The 19107-nt window shown below is 65.4% G+C and carries 25 protein-coding genes and 1 tRNA gene; 5 read left to right on the forward strand and 21 right to left on the reverse strand.

Features of this window, described 5'->3' with window-relative positions; translation table 11 throughout:
- Positions 1 to 1000 (reverse strand): ArgS-related anticodon-binding protein NrtL (gene nrtL / locus IO33_RS0111000; RefSeq protein WP_107069282.1); only part of this gene is annotated, 1000 nt, incomplete at its 3' end.
- Positions 1001 to 1124: 124 nt separating this feature from the next.
- A complete protein-coding gene (locus IO33_RS0111005) occupies positions 1125 to 1706 on the reverse strand; it encodes a response regulator (RefSeq protein WP_078963499.1) in 582 nt (193 codons plus the stop codon).
- A gap of 117 nt (positions 1707 to 1823) precedes the next feature.
- Here IO33_RS0111005 and IO33_RS0111010 point away from each other — a divergent pair.
- Positions 1824 to 1895, forward strand: a tRNA-Arg gene (locus IO33_RS0111010).
- Positions 1896 to 2170: 275 nt separating this feature from the next.
- Here the strand turns inward: IO33_RS0111010 and IO33_RS0111015 are convergent.
- From IO33_RS0111015 to IO33_RS0111080, 14 genes are all read right to left on the reverse strand, one after another.
- The gene (locus IO33_RS0111015; protein WP_245235760.1) at positions 2171 to 3025 is read right to left on the reverse strand and encodes a nuclease-related domain-containing protein; all 855 of its coding nucleotides are present in this window, start codon (positions 3023 to 3025) and stop codon (positions 2171 to 2173) included.
- 189 nt (positions 3026 to 3214) lie between these two features.
- Positions 3215 to 4588 (reverse strand): tyrosine-type recombinase/integrase, encoded by a 1374-nt coding sequence (locus IO33_RS0111020; RefSeq protein ID WP_031163158.1) that lies wholly within the window; start codon positions 4586 to 4588, stop codon positions 3215 to 3217.
- Entirely contained in the window at positions 4585 to 4770 is a 186-nt protein-coding gene (locus IO33_RS0111025) for a helix-turn-helix transcriptional regulator (protein WP_031163159.1), read from the reverse strand. The genes IO33_RS0111020 and IO33_RS0111025 overlap by 4 nt, the downstream gene beginning before the upstream one ends.
- Positions 4767 to 6149, reverse strand: a complete 1383-nt coding sequence (gene repSA / locus IO33_RS0111030; protein WP_031163161.1) for a replication initiator protein RepSA — start codon at positions 6147 to 6149, stop codon at positions 4767 to 4769. The genes IO33_RS0111025 and repSA overlap by 4 nt, the downstream gene beginning before the upstream one ends.
- Positions 6146 to 6382, reverse strand: coding sequence for a hypothetical protein (locus tag IO33_RS0111035; RefSeq protein ID WP_031163163.1), 237 nt, complete (start codon positions 6380 to 6382; stop codon positions 6146 to 6148). Before IO33_RS0111035 ends, repSA begins: the two co-directional genes overlap by 4 nt.
- A 4-nt stretch (positions 6383 to 6386) precedes the next feature.
- On the reverse strand, positions 6387 to 6566 hold the full coding sequence (locus IO33_RS0111040) for a hypothetical protein (RefSeq protein ID WP_031163165.1): 180 nt from the start codon (positions 6564 to 6566) through the stop codon (positions 6387 to 6389).
- A 90-nt stretch (positions 6567 to 6656) separates the two neighbouring features.
- On the reverse strand, positions 6657 to 6974 hold the full coding sequence (locus IO33_RS0111045) for a hypothetical protein (protein WP_031163167.1): 318 nt from the start codon (positions 6972 to 6974) through the stop codon (positions 6657 to 6659).
- A 24-nt stretch (positions 6975 to 6998) separates the two neighbouring features.
- Positions 6999 to 7154, reverse strand: coding sequence for a hypothetical protein (locus tag IO33_RS49295; RefSeq protein ID WP_103838579.1), 156 nt, complete (start codon positions 7152 to 7154; stop codon positions 6999 to 7001).
- Between the two features lie 11 nt (positions 7155 to 7165).
- Positions 7166 to 7357, reverse strand: coding sequence for a mobile element transfer protein (locus tag IO33_RS0111055; RefSeq protein ID WP_031163169.1), 192 nt, complete (start codon positions 7355 to 7357; stop codon positions 7166 to 7168).
- 18 nt (positions 7358 to 7375) lie between these two features.
- Positions 7376 to 8047 (reverse strand): DUF2637 domain-containing protein, encoded by a 672-nt coding sequence (locus IO33_RS0111060; RefSeq protein WP_031163171.1) that lies wholly within the window; start codon positions 8045 to 8047, stop codon positions 7376 to 7378.
- A gap of 74 nt (positions 8048 to 8121) precedes the next feature.
- On the reverse strand, positions 8122 to 8307 hold the full coding sequence (locus tag IO33_RS0111065) for a hypothetical protein (protein ID WP_031163173.1): 186 nt from the start codon (positions 8305 to 8307) through the stop codon (positions 8122 to 8124).
- Positions 8308 to 8309: 2 nt separating this feature from the next.
- Positions 8310 to 8516 carry a hypothetical protein gene (locus IO33_RS0111070; protein WP_031163176.1) on the reverse strand — a complete coding sequence of 69 codons (207 nt, stop codon included), beginning with the start codon at positions 8514 to 8516 and terminating at the stop codon, positions 8310 to 8312.
- 82 nt (positions 8517 to 8598) lie between these two features.
- A complete protein-coding gene (locus IO33_RS0111075) occupies positions 8599 to 9954 on the reverse strand; it encodes an FtsK/SpoIIIE domain-containing protein (RefSeq protein WP_031163178.1) in 1356 nt (451 codons plus the stop codon).
- A gap of 2 nt (positions 9955 to 9956) precedes the next feature.
- Positions 9957 to 10313 carry an SCO3933 family regulatory protein gene (locus IO33_RS0111080; RefSeq protein ID WP_031163180.1) on the reverse strand — a complete coding sequence of 119 codons (357 nt, stop codon included), beginning with the start codon at positions 10311 to 10313 and terminating at the stop codon, positions 9957 to 9959.
- Between the two features lie 348 nt (positions 10314 to 10661).
- On the opposite strand from IO33_RS0111080, the gene IO33_RS0111085 reads away from it, so the two are divergent.
- Complete coding sequence (locus tag IO33_RS0111085; RefSeq protein ID WP_037685299.1) at positions 10662 to 11795, forward strand: helix-turn-helix domain-containing protein; 1134 nt, start codon at positions 10662 to 10664, stop codon at positions 11793 to 11795.
- Here IO33_RS0111085 and IO33_RS0111090 read toward each other — a convergent pair.
- Positions 11779 to 12573: an NUDIX domain-containing protein gene (locus IO33_RS0111090; protein ID WP_078963501.1), complete on the reverse strand. Its 795-nt coding sequence runs from the start codon at positions 12571 to 12573 to the stop codon at positions 11779 to 11781. The two genes, IO33_RS0111085 and IO33_RS0111090, sit on opposite strands and share 17 nt — an antisense overlap.
- A gap of 389 nt (positions 12574 to 12962) precedes the next feature.
- Positions 12963 to 13511, reverse strand: a complete 549-nt coding sequence (locus IO33_RS50325) for a hypothetical protein (RefSeq protein ID WP_157857826.1) — start codon at positions 13509 to 13511, stop codon at positions 12963 to 12965.
- Between the two features lie 220 nt (positions 13512 to 13731).
- Here IO33_RS50325 and IO33_RS50330 point away from each other — a divergent pair, with 220 nt between their 5' ends.
- The 3 genes from IO33_RS50330 to IO33_RS44045 all read left to right on the forward strand — a co-directional run bounded on the left by IO33_RS50330 (position 13732) and on the right by IO33_RS44045 (position 16086).
- Positions 13732 to 14388, forward strand: coding sequence for a hypothetical protein (locus IO33_RS50330; RefSeq protein ID WP_157857827.1), 657 nt, complete (start codon positions 13732 to 13734; stop codon positions 14386 to 14388).
- A gap of 140 nt (positions 14389 to 14528) precedes the next feature.
- Positions 14529 to 14657, forward strand: coding sequence for a hypothetical protein (locus IO33_RS53510; protein ID WP_280921774.1), 129 nt, complete (start codon positions 14529 to 14531; stop codon positions 14655 to 14657).
- Positions 14658 to 15009: 352 nt separating this feature from the next.
- Positions 15010 to 16086: a DNA-methyltransferase gene (locus IO33_RS44045; RefSeq protein ID WP_209438841.1), complete on the forward strand. Its 1077-nt coding sequence runs from the start codon at positions 15010 to 15012 to the stop codon at positions 16084 to 16086.
- Positions 16087 to 16093: 7 nt separating this feature from the next.
- On the opposite strand, the gene IO33_RS47160 is transcribed toward IO33_RS44045, so the two are convergent.
- The 3 genes from IO33_RS47160 to IO33_RS50335 are packed head-to-tail and all read right to left on the reverse strand — an operon-like array spanning position 16094 to position 19063.
- Positions 16094 to 17422, reverse strand: coding sequence for an McrC family protein (locus tag IO33_RS47160; RefSeq protein ID WP_078963505.1), 1329 nt, complete (start codon positions 17420 to 17422; stop codon positions 16094 to 16096).
- Positions 17419 to 18402 carry an McrB family protein gene (locus IO33_RS47165; protein WP_209438842.1) on the reverse strand — a complete coding sequence of 328 codons (984 nt, stop codon included), beginning with the start codon at positions 18400 to 18402 and terminating at the stop codon, positions 17419 to 17421. The genes IO33_RS47160 and IO33_RS47165 overlap by 4 nt, the downstream gene beginning before the upstream one ends.
- Before the next feature lie 19 nt (positions 18403 to 18421).
- Positions 18422 to 19063, reverse strand: a complete 642-nt coding sequence (locus IO33_RS50335; RefSeq protein ID WP_157857828.1) for a hypothetical protein — start codon at positions 19061 to 19063, stop codon at positions 18422 to 18424.
- Positions 19064 to 19107 lie beyond the last annotated feature (44 nt).

The following is a 19107-nucleotide window of genomic DNA, read 5'->3' on the forward strand; positions in this document are numbered from 1 at the left end:
GGGTGGGGTCGGGGGCGGGTTCGGTGGCGGCCACGGGACCGTGCTCCGCGGCGCCCGCGGGGCCGGACTCGGCGGCGATCCCGAGACCAGACTCCACGGCACCCCCAGGGCCAGACTCCCCAGCACCCCCGGCGCCCCCGGCCCCCATGGCACCCCCGGCACCCACGCGGCCAGGCCGCACGGCGCTCATGCGACCGGACTCGACGCCGTCCACGGAACCGGGCTCGGCGGCGTCCACGGAACCGGGTTCGGCGGCGATCCCAAGACCAGACTCCCTGGCACCCACGGCGCCCACGGGGCCGGGTTCGGCGGTGAAGCCGAGGCGGGCGGCGTTGCGGCTGAGGGAGCGGACGCGGGCGTGGGCGTACCGCACCCGGAACAGCGGATTGCCCTCCCGCTGGATCAGGTGATCGGCGGTGATCCGGGGCCGGTCGTGCGGGGCCGGGTGGAGGAGGGCCCACTGGGCGGCGTCGGGGCCGAGCGGGGCGGGGTCCTCGGGGGCCGGCACGGGCCGCAGGTTGGCAGGCTCCCCGTGCTCGACGGTGGCCCGGCCGCCCTGCGTGGCGACGATCCGTACGACGGCGTCGGCGACGACCTCGGCCCGCACCTCGTACGGCACCCGCAGCGCGACGACCTGCCCGGCAAGGGCGTCACCGTGGCCGTACTCCGCGCCACGGGCCCGGATCTCCCGGACGAGCCCGGTGACGGGGTCGGCCTGCGCGTCGAGGCTGATGTTGAGGAAGCCGGGCCCGGTGACGACGACGTCCCGGATGCCCTCGGCGCCGGCGAGGCGGGACCGCAGGATCTCGGCGACCCGCAGCGGCGGCTGCCCGGCCGGGCGGGCGAGCTGCAGGGCGACGTTGGTGGCGAAGTCCCCGCACCCTCCGGGCCCCGGTTCGGTCACCACCACCCGCTCGGGCACGGCCACCTTCAGCTCCCCGTCGTCGACAGCACGACGCACCGCGCGCAGCACGGTGCGGGACAGCTCGACGGGGGTCACGGGACAAGCGTAGGGGAGGGTGGGGGTGGGGAGGGGAGGTGGTTCTCAGTGTGGGACGGGGTGGGAGGTCTCGATCGGTGGAGAGGGGCAAGGAACTCGCCCTCGACTTCCTTCGGCGCCGCCCCTAGCCGCCGTAGGAGATCCCACCCGGCACGCCGTCGGCGACCCCATCAGGGAGACCGTCGGCGACGCCGTCGTCTCCCCCTTCGCCGTCCCCGTCGCTGTCGCCGTCACCGCCCCCACCCCGGTGTCCTCCGCCTCCTCCGCGCCCCTCTCCGCCGCTCCCGCGCTCGATGAGGTGCTTGACGAGCCGTACCAGTTCGGCGGGCTCGAAGGGCTTGGCGAGGAAGGCGTCCACGCCGGCGTCGAGACCGGTGTCGACCTCGTACTGCGTGCAGGCGCTGATGATGGCGACGGGCAGATGGTGGGTACGGGGATCGGCGCGCAGCCGGGCCGCGGTGCGCAGTCCGTCCAGCCTGGGCATGACGACGTCGAGCGTCACGACGTCGGGCCGCACCTGGTGCACCACGTCCAGACACTCGGCACCATCGGCCGCGGTCACGACCTCGAGCCCTTCCAGTTCGAGGTTGACCCTGATCAGCTGCCGGATGACCTTGTTGTCGTCCACAACAAGCACCCGACCCGAGGCGCCTGGCACAAGTCGAGAGTAGGTCCGGACCGGCCACGGCGTCCGGGTTTTCCCCACTTCCACCCCCTACAGGTGACCCGCCCACCCCACCTCAGGAAACGGATTCCTGATCACCCCTCCGGACCTGCTAGTGTTCTACCCGTCGCCGCGAGCGAGCAGCTCCGCAGCCGACACGCCCCCGTAGCTCAGGGGATAGAGCAACGGCCTCCGGAGCCGTGTGCGCAGGTTCGAATCCTGCCGGGGGCACCCAGCATGAGGCGCCCAAAGACCCCGTCACCAGCGGAAACGCTGAGGCCGGGGTCTTCGCGTATGTGCAGGCGTATGCCGCCCGAAGCGGCCGTATGCCGGGGTCTGTGGACGAGGAGTGGACGGGATCTTGAAGTATCGCCGCAGGTGAGGTCCAGGAAACGGCGAAGCCCGCATCGACACCAGGCGCCCCCGCCCGGCACGGAGTCGTCACGCAACAGGGGCGGCCGACGGCCGACCAGGAGCGCTGCCGGCACCTCACCCCGGCCACCAACTCAGGCCTGGGCCCACGCCTGACGATGCCGAGCAACGCTGTACACCTGCTCCACCTGGTCGGCCGTGAGAACGCCTGAGAGCGGAGCGAGGGCAGATACCTGACGCTCTTGGTACACCCGGACATCGAGTTGTGTAGCGACCACCTTCAGCTCGGTGACACCGACGAAGACGAGCACCGGCTCCACCCGTATGGGGAAGTCGCAATAGCGCTCAAGCACTCGGGTGACCCGCTTGGCCTCCGCCCGGCTCTTGCGTGCATAGGGTGCCGGTTTCCCGTGATCGACTTTCACGGAATCGTCCCCGACCCATACGGCCCTCTTGTCGTGATGCTTTGTATTGATGTTGAACACTCCACCGGGCCCGATCAATAAGTGATCGATATCCACTTTGTTAGCCAAGGGGATGGAGTGCAGGGCGCGCCAGCCTTGGCGCCCTAAGCGGTTCAGCTCGGCTCCCACTCGCCGCTCCCCCGCCAATCCCTTCCTCCAGCGGTCCCATTCTGAGGGCCGCCGCAGAAGCCGTGAGACAACTCGCTCCATCAGCCCCGGGCCTGATTCGTCAAGCAGGTCCCGCAAGGACTGCCCAGGAGGGTTGGCGGCCAGGTCGTCGGCTGGCGTGAGAGGCGGCAGCACCGGACGCGCCTGACTCTCCCGCGCCCTGCCTGACGGGACAGGCTCGGTGAGGTTCTGTAAGTGCTTCGTGAGCACGGCGATCACGTCGTCGCGATGCTCGGCCCGCAAGACCGTGATGTCCCCTGTCGTGACGTCCGCCCAACCGACCGCGGTGCCATCAGGCAGGTTGGCGTACAGACGGTCATGCCCGTACCGCTTCCAGCGCGTGACGTGCAGCTCCACAAGGCCCCCTGTGCTCCCGCATTGACGTTGCCAACATGCCAGCAGCAAGCGAGACGCGGCCACAAGACCGCAGGGCAAGCAGCGCGGCTCAGCTCGCTCTTTCCGAACGAAGCATCGACGCAGGTAGGGCAGAAAATGAGGGAGGCCCCAGGCGCCGTGCCTGAGGCCTCAGTGTGGGTGCAGGTTGTCTTACTCGTACTCGCGGAGCAGGTCCTCGATGCGCCGGTTGCCGACGTCCTGCCGTCCGTCGAGGCACTTCGCGTACCGGGTCAGCAGGACCTCAACGCTGTTACCAGCGCGCTCGGCAACCTCAGTGGGATCCACACCCGCATTGAGCCACGTCGACAGCGCCGAGTGCCGAAGGTCGTACGGCCTACTCGCGAGCGGTGAGGCCGCGACGGCCGGCGGAAGTGCCAGGAGACGAGCCTCCTGCCACACGCGGTAGTAGGTCGAGGACGGGACAACCGAACCCTTCTCGCTGAAGAAGAGCCGCCCATCTTCCGCTGTGCCGAACGTGGCCAGGTGATCGCGCAGCACGGTGACGAGCTGCGGCGGGATGGGCACGCGCCGAACGTCCTCGGTCGGCCGATTCTTGAGTCCGCGGTCGTCATGGGTCTCCCCCGAATCGGTCCACTGCTTACCGACCGAAGGCCGAGTCCTGTGAAGCAGCGCCGATCCCCAGCCTTGCTCGGGAAGGGCGAGGTCCGTCTCGACCAGGCCGACCGCCTCAGCGGGACGAAGGCCGCCGAAGTACATCGCTGCGAACAGTCCGACGAGACGCCGGCCGCGCGCACGCCGGTAGCCGCCCACGTAGGACACCGCCGCCAGGAGGTTGCGTGCCTGCTCCGGGTTGGCGACAACGCGCGGATCGACCTGGTTCGAGATCTTGGGCTTCTGCCAGCGAACCGCGGTGATCGGATTCTCGCGAAGCTCCCCCAGGTCGACCGCGTAGTTAGCAGCGTTGACGAGAGTCCGTCGCTTCCGCCGCACAGTCTCGGCGGCTGCCGCGGTGCCGTCGAGCTTCAGCTTCAGCCCGTCGAGCACCGCACGGGCCGTTGCCGGTTCGCCGAGATCCGCAAGCGGCCGGCAGGCCTTGGCCACCCAGTGCAGAACGTTCCGAACGTTATCTGGAACCTCCCGGTCTTCGGGCCCTGGCAGCACGAAGGCCCAGTTGCGTAGGGCTTTACGGATCTCCTCGTCGGACGGCCGCCCTGCCCGCTCTAGGAGAAGTTCCATGGTCACGCTGGTAAGAGATTCGTTGATGCCGTCGCGCGTATTGGGCGCGGCATGGGGCCACTTCATCGCAAGGTACCTGAGGGCGAAGTCGTACCAAGATACAGCCGACTTCGTCTCCTCCATCGAAGCCGGAAGACCCGTCTCCGTGTCGAACTCCTCGCCGTCCCGCATCGCACGCATGAGCTTCGAGCGGTAGTGGTCAGCGAGCGCCTTAGTTCGGAAAGACTCGGAGAAGACATTGCCGGCCACTGACCAGCGGACCCCGTAGGACGGTGTTTTGGTGTCCCGCTTACGGACGCCCCAGACCTTCACGTCGAGCGACTTCACGCGGCGGCCTCCAACTGCCGCAGCCAGGTCCGGAAGTCGCTCCGCCAAACCCGCAGCTCCCCATTGGGAAGCTTGAAAGCGGCCGGCCCCTGCCCCAGCTCACGCCACCGGTAGAACGTCCGCCGGGAAACTCCCCCGAGCTCATCGAGGATCTGGCGGACGGTCATCAGCTCGTCTTTCATGTCAGGGCTCCTTCCAGGGCCGAGAGTTCTTCGCGGGCGGTTTGGCGGTTGAGCTGGAGATCCCGCGCGATGGTGGCGGCGAGCGCTGATTCGCCCGGAGTGTGGCCATGGCCGACGTACTGCCAGGCGGCAAGGACGAGGACGGTGTCCGGCTCGTGGTCGGCCAGATCGAAGGCGGCATGTTCCTGCGCGGCCCGGTAGTCGGCGCGTGCCTGGCGGAGAGCGCCGAGCGTGGTCGAGTAACGCCGGGACTTTGACGAGAAGTGCCCGCGGAAGCCGAGCATGTGAGCCCAGGCCCACAGGCGCCGGTCCGGGTACAGCTCATCCAGGTCCCGGCACGCGATGATCAGGCGCCGTGCGTGGTCGGGGACGCCGTGGCGGTCGAGTTCGGAGAGTTCCCCGATGCGCCGGTCGAGGGTGCCGGTGTTCTCGGCCGCCTTGGTGGCGTACTTGGCCACGTAGGAGGCGACCGCCTGCTCAGTGAGGTCGGAGCCGTCGCCGAACGCCTTGATCGGTCGCACGTCGAGCTGTCGGCCCCACTGGAAGGTGCGGGCGGGTTGGTCGCCGGCGGCGGGGACGCTGGCGCTGCTGTAGGGGTGCGCGGCGGCGGCACGGATGGCGTCGGTGAGCAGGTCGGTGGTGGCCCAGGACGGCGGAGCGGAGTCGGCTCCGTCGGAACCATCGAGTCGGATCACGGCATGGAAGTGGATGGCGCCGCGCCTTTGGAACTCGGCGACCTTGCCGTAGGACAGTCGGCAGGTCTCGGCGAGTTCGCGCTGTGTCAGCCCGGCCCGTTTGGCGATCTCGCGGCGGAGCCGGTTGATGGTGCGCATCCACAGCTCACTGGCGTGGTTGTTGAAAAGCACGGCGCCGGCGTAGTCGTACGTAGCCGGATCGAGCGCCGTACCAAGGGCAGAGTCATCGGCAGGGTGGCGGGTGCCGCAGCGGCAGGCGCCACGGTCGGGCCGGTTGTGGACCGGGCCGAAGGAAGGCGCGGTGAAGGTGGCGAACACCCGGGGGTGGTCGCGGACGGTGCCGGGGATGTCCTTGTCCGGGTCGCCGGCGAGTCCGGCGCGGATCAGGTGGTAGGTGTCACCGGCGTAGGTCCAGGCACAGGCGGGGCAGCGGGAGGCCCGGCGGTTGCCGCAGGCCACACGGAGCCGTCCGCCGGGCTCGTTCTCGGTGCTGTAGCGGTGCAGGGTCTCCCCGGTGATCTTGTCCTTGTGGACCACCCAGCCGCGCAGGTGGATGGGGTCGGCGCAGCCGCCGGTGCGCTTGATCTGGTCCTGCCAGCGGTCGAAGCCGGGGAGCCCGGCCACCCGGAGGAGGTCCCCCAGGGTGATCGGGTCCAGGCCCGCGAAGGTCGCGGTGTCGGTCACGCGGCCGCCTCCGGCGCGTCGGTGGTGATGGCGTCCAGGGCGCCGGCGGCTTCGATCGCTCCGGCGGCCAGGTTGCGCAGGGCCGTAGAGGTTCCGGCGGAGGAGATCAGCGCGATTTCGATGGAGTCGCCCTCGATGCGCAGGCTGACGAAGGGGTTGGCCCGGTCGGCGAAGGGGGTGACGCGGAAACGGGTGTCCGGCTCGATGTGCGCCGAGGTGGTCAGGCTCTTCATGGGGTCACCTCCCGGCGCGGACTAGGGCGGCGGGGCGGGTGTGGCCGGTGCCCTTGCAGGTCGGGCAGTCGACGCGGAGGGTGACCCGGGTGCCATCGGGGTGGCGGGTGCCGGTATCGATGGCGACGGAGGCGAAGCCGTCGCAGTCGCGGCAGATCGGCAGGTTCGGGTTGCTCTGGGGCATGATGGGCCGTGCCTTTCTGGTCCGTGGATCGGGAAGGGAAGGCGCCCGGAGCGGCGGAAACTTGGCGGTTGAGGCCGCTCCGGGGGCCGGTCAGCGCCGCTTGGTCTCGGCGGCGAGCAGCGAGCGCAGGACGACGGCGACCACGGCGACCGAGACGCCGGTGATGGCGACCGCCAGGAGCATGGAGACGAGGACGGCGCCGACGACCAGGACGACGGCGGTGCCGCCGCCGACGAGGGCGAGCACGGTGCCGGGGGTGAGTTGCACCACCGGGCGGGACGGCGCCGGGGCCGTCGGGGCGACCGGCGGCGTCTGGACGCCGGGAACGATGGCGGTCGGCTCGACCACGGCGGGCGGGGTGACGTGCCCGGTCGGGGTGGGCATGGTCGGGATCTTCGGGCGGAGCATGGTGGGATTCCCTTCCGCGGGGGGTTACTTGATCAGGCCGTTGATGGCGGGAGCGAGGACGCTGTCGGCGAGGAGGAAGCCGCCGAGCAGGAGCACGGCGATGAGCCAGGCCGGCGGGCGGATGAGCTTGACGCCGAGGTAGCCGACGACGAGCAGCGCGAACCAGAGGGGAACCTGCATGGCGGTGCCTCCTAGCGGACGCGGCAGCGGTGGGTGCGGGCGGCGAGCTGGGCGGCGGACTGGCTGGAGTAGTCGGCGGACCAGCCGCAGTCGTCGGAGGTGCACACGGCGGCGTGCTTGGTCTGGCCGTGGCGGTCGCGGTGGGTGCCGATCTGGACCGGGCCGATCTGCATCACGGAGTGGAAGAAGTCGCGCATGGTCATTGCTGAACTCCTTGTCTGTCAGGCGAGTTGGGCGGCGATGGCGTCGGCCATGGGCGCGGGGACGCCGAGGCGGGCGCGCAGGGTGTCGGTGTCGATCGGGGAGCCGGTACGGGCCTCGTGGTCGGCGGCGACCTTGCGCGCGTGAGCAACCAGCGGAGCCGGGACCGCCACCTCAGGAGCCGGAGCGGGAGCGGGAGCCGGGTCGACGGCGGGTAGCGCCGGGGTGTCGGCGGCGGCGGCGACCGGCTCCGGAGCGGGCTCCGGTTCGGCGTCGGGCTCGGGATCCGGCTCGGTGACCGGTGCAGGAGCCGCCGTTACGGGTGCCGGGTCGCCAGCCGAGTGGGCGAGCAGGGTGCCGCCGAGGAAGGCGAGCGCGGGCCATCCGGCGATGCCGAGGCGGAGCAGCGCGGGCGGGTTGGCTAGGTCGAGGAAGCCGGCGGTGGCGACGTTGGCGCCGAGCGAGGCGAACAGCGCGATCAGGAACCAGCACCAGGCCAGCCGGGACGGGCCGCTGTTGCGTAGCCGACGCCAGGCGGCGACCAGGAGCAGGTCAACCGAGATCGGGTAGGCCCATGCCTTCCAGCCGGACTGGCCGGCAGCGGCGGCGAGGTCGTGAAGGTGGGCGAAGGACAGGGCGCCGGCGATCACGGCCTGTACGAGGACGGCGTCCGGGCGGATCGAGCGGGTCATGTTCACCTCCCTTTGCGGGTTGGGCCAGGGGCGGGGCGGGGATCGAGGTCCGGCCGCCCAGCCCCGGCAGGGGTTCAGTCGGTCGAGGCTTCGCCGGATCCCCAGCAGGTCAGGCACAGTCCGGTCTGGCGGTCGTCGGTGGCGCGGCCCTTGCGGGTGCCGACCCGGACGGTTTCGGTGATCTCGCCGGTGCCGTTGCAGTCGGGGCACTGCTTCGGCCGGGGCTTGCGGCGGGCGGCGGGCTTCTTCGCGGTCGGCACCGTCACCACCCCTCGCCGGGGTACTCGGGGCCCTCGTTCGGGTCGTAGCCGGGCGGGAAGGTGCCGGGCGGCGGCTCGGGCAGCGACGCCGCCAGGCACGAGCCGACGGTGTCGATGAAGTCCTGGTCAGCGCCGATCCTGTCGGCGTACAGGGCCAGGTCGCCGAGCATCACCACGGTGCGGGTGAAGTCCTCGCAGTCGGGGCACATGGCGGGCGATCTCCCTTCTTCGGGCATGGCTCGGGTAGAGACGTGGCGCAATGCGGTCGCGCCGACCGTGGAGCGGGAGGGGTCAGGCCGTGGCCGGGATGGACTCGACGGCCGGGGCTTCAACCGGCGTCGGGATGGCGAGCGCCGGCCGGAAGGGAGCCAGGGCAGGCAGGTCCGGGGTGATGTCGGCGTGCCGGTTGCAGGTGTTCGCGGCCTGGCGCAGGGAGGTGTGCGGGGCGCGGATACGGGCCCAGCCGCCGGTCGAGTCGCCGGTGATGGCGACGCCGGGCATGTCAGTGGGGATCTGGATCGCGGCCAGGACGGCGTCCGGGGCGATGTCGCCGAAGGCCATGTTCGCCGAGGACTCGTCGTTGACGCGGTGCGCGGTGCGGCCGGTGAGCTGAGCGCGGAGCATGGTGATGCCCTTACCGAGCTCGGAGCCGAAGCGCTGCCCGCAGATCTCCAGGTAGATGCCGGCGGCGCGGCCGAGCTGGGCGAGCCGGGCGAGTGCCGTGATGATGCGGTCCCGGCGTTTCTCTTCCTCCTTGTTGGCGAACACGGCGAGTTCGGCGACCTCGTCGACCAGGACCACGATCGGCACCGGGCGGAGGTCTTCGGGAAGGTCCCAGATGTCGGCGGCTATCTCGGCATCCGGCACGTCAGCGGTGATGCGCTGTTCGGCGCGGATGACCTGGTAGACGTCCTGCATGTGGGACACCAGGGCGTCGAGGAGTTCGGCGGCGGTGTCCTGGTTGTCGGCCAGCGCGGAGAACCGGCGGGCCAGCGGGAACAGCTCCACACCCTGTTTGCAGTCGATGCCCACCAGGGCGACCCGGTGCGGGGCGAGCGCGGCGACGAGGTTGCGTTGATAGACGGACTTGCCGGACTCCGTGGCGCCGAGCGTCAGCGCGTGCGGGACCGCGCGGTAGTCGCGGTAGTGGACCGCGCCGTCTTCCCGGAGGGCGACCGGGACCCGCATCGGGCGGGTGTCGGTCTTGGTCGGCATCTGCACCCGCTTGAGCACGTCGTAGCCGGTCATCCGCACTTCCACGACGCTGGAGCGCAGTTCCCGTGAGGTCACGCCGTACATGGCGAACGAGTGCCGCAGCCGGTCACACGAGGCCGCCACGTCGAACGCGTCTTGACCAGGACGGAGCTTGAGCCGCAGCACAAGGCCGGTCCGGGTCGGTCGCAGGCGCAGGATGCGCGGGGCGCGGGGACCGGAGACCGGTCGGTTGGTGGCCCGAGCCAGGGCGAGGCGCCAGCGCGAGGGCGGGACCGTCAGCCCGCAGGCGTCCATGACGGACGCGTACCGGACCAGGACCCGGAGACTCGCCAGGGTCACGCCGAAGGTGAGCCAGTACCAGGCGGGGCGCCGCCACCGCAGGAGACCCGCAGCGGCGACGACCAGCACCAGGGCGACCGTTAACCAGGTCATGATCAGGCCGCCTTCGGCTGCGAGGCGCCGACGGCCAGCGAGGTGACGGCGACCGCGCGGAACGCGATGCCGTGCCGCTTCTGGCCGTTGAACTCGTTCTCCCACGGCCGAGCGATCAGACCGGTCAGCCCGACGGGGGTACCCATCATCAGCTCACCGGTGATGCCCGGCTCGGGGACGGTCACGGTCAGGATCTCGACCTCACCGTTGAGCGCGAACATCACGTCCACGGTCATCAGCTCGGCGCCGGTCTCGGCGTCGGTGGCGATCTCACCGGTGCGGCGGTCACGGACCTTCTTCTGCGGGGGCTGAGCAACCATCACAGTGGCGGCGGTGGTGTCGACGGGGATCTGTCGCATGATGGAGTTCCCTTCGAGGGACGGGAGCGGCGTACTTGCTTGGCGGTGGGTCGCCGCTCCTGTGCTTTGGTTGGACCCAAATGGCTTACGGCCTTGGGCAGTTACGTTCCCATCTGGTGCGCACCAGTAGATTGCATCTGGTGCGCACCAGATGTCAAGCGGCGTCGTCGTCTGGCTTCTTCAACTCACCGTTCGGCGACACTTCTAGGGAACTCGGCAGCTCAACTCTTCGGTAGCCAACAGAGGTTCACGAGGACACAGTTAAGGTTTGGGTTAACCCCTCCCGACCTGCGCCAACGTGAGGCATGCTGCTGTTAGGGATCAGGAACCACATGCAGGGTGGTGCACGTGACTGGTGGGCTCCGAGCGATACGGACAGCGCGCGAATGGTCGCAAGAGAGGCTGATTCGTGAGATCGAGAACTTCGCCCGCCAGCACATGCTCACGATCGCGTCGACGGCAAGCCTGCGCGTCTACGTCTCGGAGTGGGAGAACGGCAAACGGCCGATCAGCGAGCGGTACTCGAAGATCCTCCGGGCCCTGTTCGGCGTCACCGATGACGAGCTTCACGGAAGGCCCCCAGCACCGCGGGAAGCCACCCAGACTGACGGCTATGACGATCTCGTTGCTCGGATAGATGCGTCGCGGAGCGTCAGCCTGACCATGGTCAAGACGTTCATGGATCAGACCGAGCTGTTGCGGACCGTCGACCGGCAGATGGGTGCGGCGAGCCTGATTGATCAGATGACCGGACACTTGGCGACACTGGAAGACGCACTCACCTTTGCTGTGCTCCCAGAGACGCGGCGCCCTGTTGCGCGTGCACTAGCCGGAGCAGCGACGCTAGCAGCGTGGCAGGCCCTCGATGCCGGTGCAGTCGAACGTGCATGGAGGAGCTACGAGTTAGGGAAACGCGCAGCTAAAGAAGCCGATGAGCCGATGTATCTCGCGCACGCCACAGCTGAGCAGGCGTACGTGCTGTGCGACGCCGGCCGGCCGACGATGGCCGTCGAGCTTGTACGCGACGCTCAGCGTGTAGGCGGAGCGGTGATGTCGCCCCGGTTGCAAGCCTGGCTCTACGCGGCGGAGGCCGAGATCTGCGCCAAGGCCGGGATGCCCGACGACTGCCGCCGAGCGTTGGACAACGCCGCCCGCCTCTTGCCACCAGGGGAAGAAGCACGGGACCCGGACATGCTGAGCATCTTTCTGAACGAAGGACACTTAGCTCGATGGCGCGGCAACGTATTGGCCCAGCTAGGAGACGACGACGACGTGGACGGCCTGTACGTCGCCCTCGACTCCGTAGACCCGACGTTCGTGAGAGCGACAGCCGGCCTGCGGTGCGACCTCGCCCAAGCACACCTCGCACGAGGCGAGTATGACCAGGCCCATGCGCACCTTCGGGAGGCTCGATTGCTCGCCAGCCGGACCGGATCAGTTCGGCACCGACGACGCATCGAACAGCTCACGCAGCGGTTGTAGGCGACGGGCCGACGACACGCGAGGCGAGGACATGAAGGAGCGCGACGAGCGTTCCTGATCCCATCAGTTCGCCACGTTCCATCAGCCCCGGAATGTCCGCGAGCGGCACCCACGCCACGTGACCGGCTTCTTCAGCATCTGTCGGGTCGCCAATGTGCTTGGCACCACGCCCTACGAAGATCTCGTGAGGCGAGTCGACCATGCCCACCATGGGCTGATAGGTCACGACGTGTTCGAGCGAGTCAGGACGCCAGCCGGTCTCTTCTTCGACCTCACGAAGGGCGGTCTGGGCAGCGTCTTCACCCTGATCCACGATCCCGCCGGGAAGCTCCCAGCCGAACGACTCAGGCACGAAGCGGTAGCGCCAGAGCATGAGGACTCGGTCCTGGTCGTCGAGGACGGCAGCGATGGCCACGTGATGAAGACGCACGACGTGATGTTCAAACCGCTCGACGCCCGGCGGCTCGACATCTACCAGCGACAGCTTCACCCACGGGTTGTCGTACAGGGTCCGCTCACCGTGGATTTGCCAGGGTTCCAGATCGCTGGGAGCCTCGACAGTGACCGAGCGATCAGGGACACGGTACGAGCTGCGACCATGCACCTCGATGACATGTTCGGCGACCAGGCGTGCGAGTACTTGGCGCAGTGCCGTACGGCCGATGCTGAGCTCTTCAGTCAGGGTGCGCTCAGAAGGAAGCTTCGTGCCTGGCAGGTACTTGCCCGTTTCGATCCACTCACGAATCGTGCGGTAGACCCGCTCCGACTTCGGTCCCATCCCTCTAAGCACGCTCCCGTCGTGTTGTGTCGGCCGACCCAACAGCGTAGCCGTCAAGCCTGACCGCCGACAGTGACGATCAGTTGTCGGCTCAGTCGTGCGGTGGGAGTTTCCCTACATCATCAAGGCGGCTCGCTCCGCTCCCCGCGCGCGGCCCGGGCGCCGGCCGGGCCTGATCATGGCCCCAACGTCGTGCTTTACCGGGCAGGTCCACAGACTGCCCGACGCGCCGGAAGCTTACGGGGCCATGATCACTCGCGCCAAAGCAGCTCCAGCCCAAAATCGCTCCACCGACCTTGTCGACAACTCGTGGGCTACACGACCATGACAGGCAACACCGTTCCTAGCCACACCTGATCGTGACTAGGGCCTTCGAAGACGCGGCTGGGTCAGGCATGATGCACACGTAGGCTGTTGCGGCTCCTGGTGACCAGATCGAGGTGGATGAGGCTGTGGGGGAAACTTCCTGCAGGGTCAGCCCTGATGTACACAGCCGCCGGCGTCTCTGGGGAGACTCCGGCGGCTATTGCGGTAACCCAAGGTGTCGACAATACCTGTTCCCCGATGACCTCGACGTCGATTTCGGCGAACTCGCGCACGTCATACCCGCCTCCCCTGATGGCCCTCGCGGGGTGCCATTTGCAGTAGTCTCCCGTGAGGACCGGGCGCATCACAAAAATTTGATCCTGTTGTGCGCCAACTGCCATACCACCATCGATAAGGCCCCTGAGTCTTACCCCACCGAGATTTTGCATGACTGGAAGCGCAAGCGAGTCAGTGAGATCCAGGGAGCCATCGCCACCCCTGAATTTGCGAGTCGCATCGAAGCTCGAGCCGAAATTCAACGTCTGCTTGACTCTAACGCCGTAATCCACAGCAAGTACGGTCCAGCAGGCGACCCTTACCGGCACGGCGATCCAGCCCTTTGGAAGCGACATGCACGGTCAACCATCGTCCCTAACAATCGCAGAATTCTTCAGTTGCTGGATGCGAACAGACACCTTTTGACTCCTGAGGAAATGCGGACGCTGGCGACGTACAGACTACATGTCGAGCAGTTCGAGAACAGGCACCTTTTCGATGACTTCACGACAGGCACAGAACGGTTCCCCGAGGTCATCAGTGATGTGTTCTTGGACAGGAAGGTGACAACCAGGCATGAATGATGTTCGCGGCTGGGTTCAGGGAAAGTTGATCGAAAAGGGCTACTCCTCGCGAGTCCTACCCAAGCACCAATTGCAGATCAGTCGCGACTCGCGCCCGGACGCACGTGTCCTATGCGTCGGCCTGGGCACAGGCCAGGCTTTCGACGCAGATGATTTGGATACGGCCGTGGAGGACGTGCCTGGAACAGGCTTTGTAGTCGTGGTTCCGACACGTATCACACATGCTGCCTACGAGCGCGCTGAAGACCTTGGCGTCTGCGTGACCGGATTCGGTGAACTCCTCGACGCCTTGCAGCACGACGAGGACATCACCCAGCACGTTGACAGTCAAGAAAAGTATGAGCGGAACCGGCTTATCTACAATAAGGCCGTGGAGTCCGTGAAACGGAAGGGCCGTCACGCTTACGAAATCCGCCGCAAAAACCTCCGACCGCTGACAATTGTGACAACCAACAATTATGAATTCACGGCAGAGCAGCTATATGACATCCTTGCTAGTTACCGGACGATAGCACCCGACCTAATCGTTGTAACGAATCCAAATTGCGGGGGCTTCTCGACGGATTCGATGTCGGCTGCAACTCAAACGGGCATCCCTATCGTCCGTTTTTTCGATTTCCTGGATTGTCTCGGAACCGAGTGGACCTGAACCGCTGGCCTCACTTGGCCCTTTTTATAGAGGCGGCACATCGCCTAACTTCCTTGCAAGTGTGGCTATTCGGCTCCGCTCTACGGTCGGAAGACCCCACAGATATTGACATCCTCCTGGTTTACGAGGAGCGTGCCACCGTGGTGACGCTGCGCAATAAGCACTCCTGGGAGGACTTCGACCCACCGTTTCACCTCATTGCGATGACGCAGCGGGAAGTCGATGAGTACGCATTCATCACAAAGACCGGGGCGGTGCGCCTGATTTGAGGCAATACCTGTGGAAGGCACGACGGCAACGCGGACGAGGCCCAGGCACGACACCAACCGGTGTCCGCACCGCTTGGTATCCTCTCGAGTCGGGATCTAGGTAGAAGCAAGGAAGGGTGCCCGCATGGCCTCTCAGGACGCCTCCGCTACGGACGGGGACGCCACGCGCACGGCTCCTCGAGTCGTGCTGCCGCGGACCAGCCGAACCGCGAGCAGTGAGGCACTGTTTGAGGTCGAACCTCCCGCCGTGGACCCAGTAGGCACCCTGGGCGCACGGCCAGCCGTCGCCGACCCCGAGGCGCCAGGATCGCCCGAGCGGCGAGTGATCCAAGGCGACGCCAGGTCCATCCCATTGGAAGACAACACGGTTGATCTTGTCGTCACGTCTCCGCCGTACTGGCAGAAGCGCGACTACAAGGTCGTTGGTCAAATCGGCCAGGAACCCGACCCTGCGGGCTACGTGGCGGCGATGATGGATTGCCTCACTGAGTGGCGGCGCGTCCTACGGCCTACTGGTTCCGTGTTCCTGAACGTGGGCGATACCTGGAAGAACCAGTCACTCGCGGGAATTCCAGGGCGGATTGAAGCCGCAGCTGCAGACGCCGGCTGGCTCATCCGCAATCGCATCATCTGGGCAAAGACCCGTGGCATGCCCGACCCCGTACAGACGCGCTTGGCTAGCCGGCATGAGTACATCATCCACCTGACCCCGCAGCGCTCCTACTACTACGACCTCTTCGCATACGCACGCGCGTACGGACGAACGGGCAGCACCGCCAATCCGGGAGACGTGTGGGACTTTCGTAACGTTCCCTACGAGGAAGGCAGCTCACTCTGGGACGAAGAGAGCCCCATTTCCAAGGTCGACTGGGGTCTGGACAACCCCGGCGATATCTGGGACATCGATCTTGAGCGCAACATGGCTCGCCATCTGGCGCCGTTCCCCAGCGAGATCGTGCAGCGAGCAGTCACCCTGGCCTGCCCTCTCGTAGTCTGCACTGAATGTGGGCGCCCCCGTGAGAGGGTCGTGGAGAAGACCGCTGAACTCGACGCGTCGCGCCCTCAAGCCAAGCGTGCCATGGAGCTTGCCCGCGAAAAGCAGCTTACGGCAGCACACATCGCCGCGATTCAGGCCACCGGTATCTCTGACGCTGGCAAAGCACTCCATGTGCAGACTGGAACCGGTCGTAATGCCGAACACGTACGCCAGCTGGCGGCGGAGGCGAAGGCGGCACTGGGAGGCTACTTCCGTGAGTTCACCTTTGCCCCGAAGCGGACGGTGGCCTGGACCGACTGCGGTCACGACAGTTGGACCCATGGCACAGTGCTGGATCCATTCCTCGGGACCGGTACAACGCTGAATGCCGCCCACGACATGAGGCGCAGTGTTATCGGCGTCGACCTCAATCCGGTTCCGATCAAGGACTAGCGTAAATTCATGATGCGATGAGCTTGGCGACAGCGTCTCCGAAGTTCCTTTCCTCTACTTCCGGGTCATCTGCAGCCAAGTTCATGCGGTACTGAAACAAACTCACTTCTCCAACGTCCCCCACCTTATACATTCCCGACTTCTGGTTTTCTTGAGCGGGATGAACAAGGACTACCCGGTCGGTCGCGTAGCGAAGCGCGTACGTGATGACCTGATCTTCCCCATCCCGATCCGAGCGGCGCTTGACGAGTTTGTTTTTTACATCCATCACACAGGCAACGTCATCCCCGTTCTCCCGAAGGACGACTATATCCGGGGTGGCGAAAGCGTCACTGTATTGCAGTTGATCGAAATGTGCCCCCACGGCTCGGTTCTTCGTAAATAGAAGACGCCTAGACGTGTTGTTTCCATCGACCACGCTCTCCGCCCAGCCGGCGCTGGCCGCACGCATCTCCAGTGTTCTTCTAACATATCTTTCAAACAATTCATTCATATCGAAAACGATCGACGGCAGCTGCACTCCGGTAGCGGAGCGATCCAAGAAAATCTTCCTCTGCAGAAGCGCTGCCCTGGCTACATCCAAAGCGTCGCGATAGTACGCACGAACAGGTGGCAATCCTTGTCGCCCGGTGACCATTTCATCGTTCAAGAAGGCCAGCGAGTGATCCAATAGGACACCGTCGAATGAGGAATAAAGGCTATTCAGCTGCCGTCGAATCTGCTTTCCGTGAGCCGCAGATTCATTGCCCTGACGAGCGATCCGCCATAGAGCATACTTAAGGCACCGGTTCGCCGCATTGTCAGCCGTCCGCTCGTAGCGGCTGGACCAGGCCCTGTGCTTCACGCCGCGCGCCTGCGTACGCACGGTTTGATTCACCAGCAGCCCGCCGGCAGGGAAGCTGGACTCCTCTTCGACCCTTCGATACTCCCGAAGAAGCCCCCTCTCGACCACTTTTTCAATATGGTGTACGAGTGCGGCGGCATAGAGGTCTCGCAGCAGCCCTTCCTTGGCATCGCCTGTTTCGTATGCGCGAATCACTGGCAAAGGAAGTCGGTTAGAACCCGAAATTTCTGCCATACGCGTAAGGTTCGACACTGGAACCCGTGGTTCGACAAAGATTGCCAGTCGCTCATTGAGTGGTATGAGGCCAATAAAACCACGCGCTTGCAAGCGAAGCTTTCCGCCGCGCAATGCAATGGTCAAAAAATCCCTCTTGCTGATCTCGGGATTGAGCAGAAGAGTGCCAGATCCGTCCATGAGTTCACTAAGGGGAAGGTCGATCTGACCTTGTTCAGAGCAGGGAATTATCCGCGGCAATGGTGAGTGTGCGGTCATGCGGATTCCGCATCTACTTCTTCACCGACCGAAAGGGCCTCCGACCTCCGGACCTCCGTTCGCTGGTTCGAAAAAATGGCTTGCCAATGCCCCTGCACTTCGCGATATTCCTGTTCTTCGAGCGAAAAGGCTTTCTTCAGATGGAAACGGAGTTGGTATTCCCAGACAGCGCGCAGTGAAGCTTCGTCACTTACATCCCGGAAGAAGACATGTCCTACTGCAGCTTGGGGCGTAGTAAGTGCCCGCTTGTTGACCCAGTCGAAGAAACGGAGCAATCCATCAGCCAGCGGTGCCGCAAGCCCGTTCTCCTCCATAAACTCTTGCAGCGTGTCCCGGTTAGGCTCGACGGCAACTTGGGCGAATCTACGGCCGAAGGCCGCATCAACCTCATCGACGCCTCGGTCGAGAGGATTCATCGTGGCCAAGATCAGCAAATTGTCAGGGATCCTTTTTTCGTCCCCGGACGCCAATCTAAATGGGAGGCCACGCTTCGATTTTTCTAGGTACGTAAGGGCCTCACCAAAAACCCTCGCCGCATCGCCGCGACTCAGCTCGTCAATGACAAGGACATAGCTATTGCCCGGATCCCTACAGGCCTTATCGCACATCTCAACGAAGTGGCCGTCCTCCAGCTTGAATCCACTTCCGTCCTTGAGCGGCCTGAATCCCTGCATGAAATCTTCGTATTGATAGGACGGGTGAAACTGTACGTACCTGACTCGGGTCATGTCGCCGTTGGTGACAGCGTTAGCCACCTTACTTGCTTGCCAGCTCTTCCCAGTACCAGGCGGACCAGTGTAGATAACGCCACCGAATCTCTCCAGCAACCACAAGGCCTCAACAACCAGCGGATCATCAAGCTTGATTTCCGGCTCATCCGGTCGATTTGAAGCATGGGAAGCAGTTGCCGCTTCCACCCCTATTCCGAGCTGATCTGCCGTTAGCTCTCGCACCGGACCGTGGCTCATCGTCACTGACACGATTGGTCGACCTCTCGCTCTACTTGTTGTGGGCTACGAAGATGTCAGACACTGGCAATGTTGGATGGCGCGTCGTAAAGATGCTGGCCGCATCCCCCACCGGAGTCCCGTCGCTTGCGTGGCGGAATTTGAAGTCCAGCAGAAAGAGCGCCTCGACATCACGTCCAACGGGCATTCCGTTATCAGATTTGAATCCAAAATTGCGTAGCATGAATACACTGAGAGCCAGGACAGGTATAGGGGCACCGTAAAGCAGGTTCTCAAGCGCCAGCTTGCCGCTTTCCCTTTTAAGGGTAAAGGCGCCTTCGCTCGATATGTCAACCACCGTCAGTGGCACATCTCGAAGTGAACCCGGGGCCCAACTGCCAGCAAGGTTCTGGTTCATCCAATACCGCCCAGGTTTGCTCACTTCATTGAAGAATGGGCGATAATACGGCTTATTGACCGGACCGCCCGGCATGGACAGGTATCTGCGGCCAAAGGCTTTCCACAAGGGCGCCACCGGCGTGGGGTTGTCTTCGTCAGGGGTCAAGCTGTGTAGGTGCAAGTAGGCCAGGAAGAATGGGTGGATCCTCTGCTTAGTCAGAGCGTCGATGGCCCAACGCACAACGTCCGTGCGCAGCACGTAGGTTTGAGCAGTGCTCACAGGCTCGTCAGTCACGGAGATCACTTTAGGCTGGCGAGCCTGGCGTTTGTGGCCCATTC

Origin of the sequence: Streptomyces durhamensis (genome assembly GCF_000725475.1) — a bacterium.
Classification (GTDB): Bacteria; Actinomycetota; Actinomycetes; order Streptomycetales; family Streptomycetaceae; genus Streptomyces; species Streptomyces filipinensis.

Excerpts from the sequence above, each read along its gene's own strand:
- IO33_RS0111070 (WP_031163176.1), bottom strand. The coding sequence starts at position 8,516 with ATGTGCCCCGACTGCGAGGACTTCACCCGCACCGTGGTGATGCTCGGC.
- IO33_RS49295 (WP_103838579.1), bottom strand. The coding sequence starts at position 7,154 with ATGCAGGTTCCCCTCTGGTTCGCGCTGCTCGTCGTCGGCTACCTCGGC.
- IO33_RS47160 (WP_078963505.1), bottom strand. The coding sequence starts at position 17,422 with ATGACCGCACACTCACCATTGCCGCGGATAATTCCCTGCTCTGAACAA.
- IO33_RS50325 (WP_157857826.1), bottom strand. The coding sequence starts at position 13,511 with ATGTCGCTTCCAAAGGGCTGGATCGCCGTGCCGGTAAGGGTCGCCTGC.
- IO33_RS0111060 (WP_031163171.1), bottom strand. The coding sequence starts at position 8,047 with ATGACCCGCTCGATCCGCCCGGACGCCGTCCTCGTACAGGCCGTGATC.
- IO33_RS50330 (WP_157857827.1), top strand. The coding sequence starts at position 13,732 with ATGAATGATGTTCGCGGCTGGGTTCAGGGAAAGTTGATCGAAAAGGGC.
- IO33_RS0111040 (WP_031163165.1), bottom strand. The coding sequence starts at position 6,566 with ATGCCCCAGAGCAACCCGAACCTGCCGATCTGCCGCGACTGCGACGGC.
- IO33_RS0111090 (WP_078963501.1), bottom strand. The coding sequence starts at position 12,573 with ATGGGACCGAAGTCGGAGCGGGTCTACCGCACGATTCGTGAGTGGATC.
- IO33_RS0111055 (WP_031163169.1), bottom strand. The coding sequence starts at position 7,357 with ATGACCATGCGCGACTTCTTCCACTCCGTGATGCAGATCGGCCCGGTC.
- IO33_RS0111025 (WP_031163159.1), bottom strand. The coding sequence starts at position 4,770 with ATGAAAGACGAGCTGATGACCGTCCGCCAGATCCTCGATGAGCTCGGG.
- IO33_RS0111075 (WP_031163178.1), bottom strand. The coding sequence starts at position 9,954 with ATGACCTGGTTAACGGTCGCCCTGGTGCTGGTCGTCGCCGCTGCGGGT.
- IO33_RS0111045 (WP_031163167.1), bottom strand. The coding sequence starts at position 6,974 with ATGCTCCGCCCGAAGATCCCGACCATGCCCACCCCGACCGGGCACGTC.
- IO33_RS0111080 (WP_031163180.1), bottom strand. The coding sequence starts at position 10,313 with ATGCGACAGATCCCCGTCGACACCACCGCCGCCACTGTGATGGTTGCT.
- IO33_RS0111035 (WP_031163163.1), bottom strand. The coding sequence starts at position 6,382 with ATGAAGAGCCTGACCACCTCGGCGCACATCGAGCCGGACACCCGTTTC.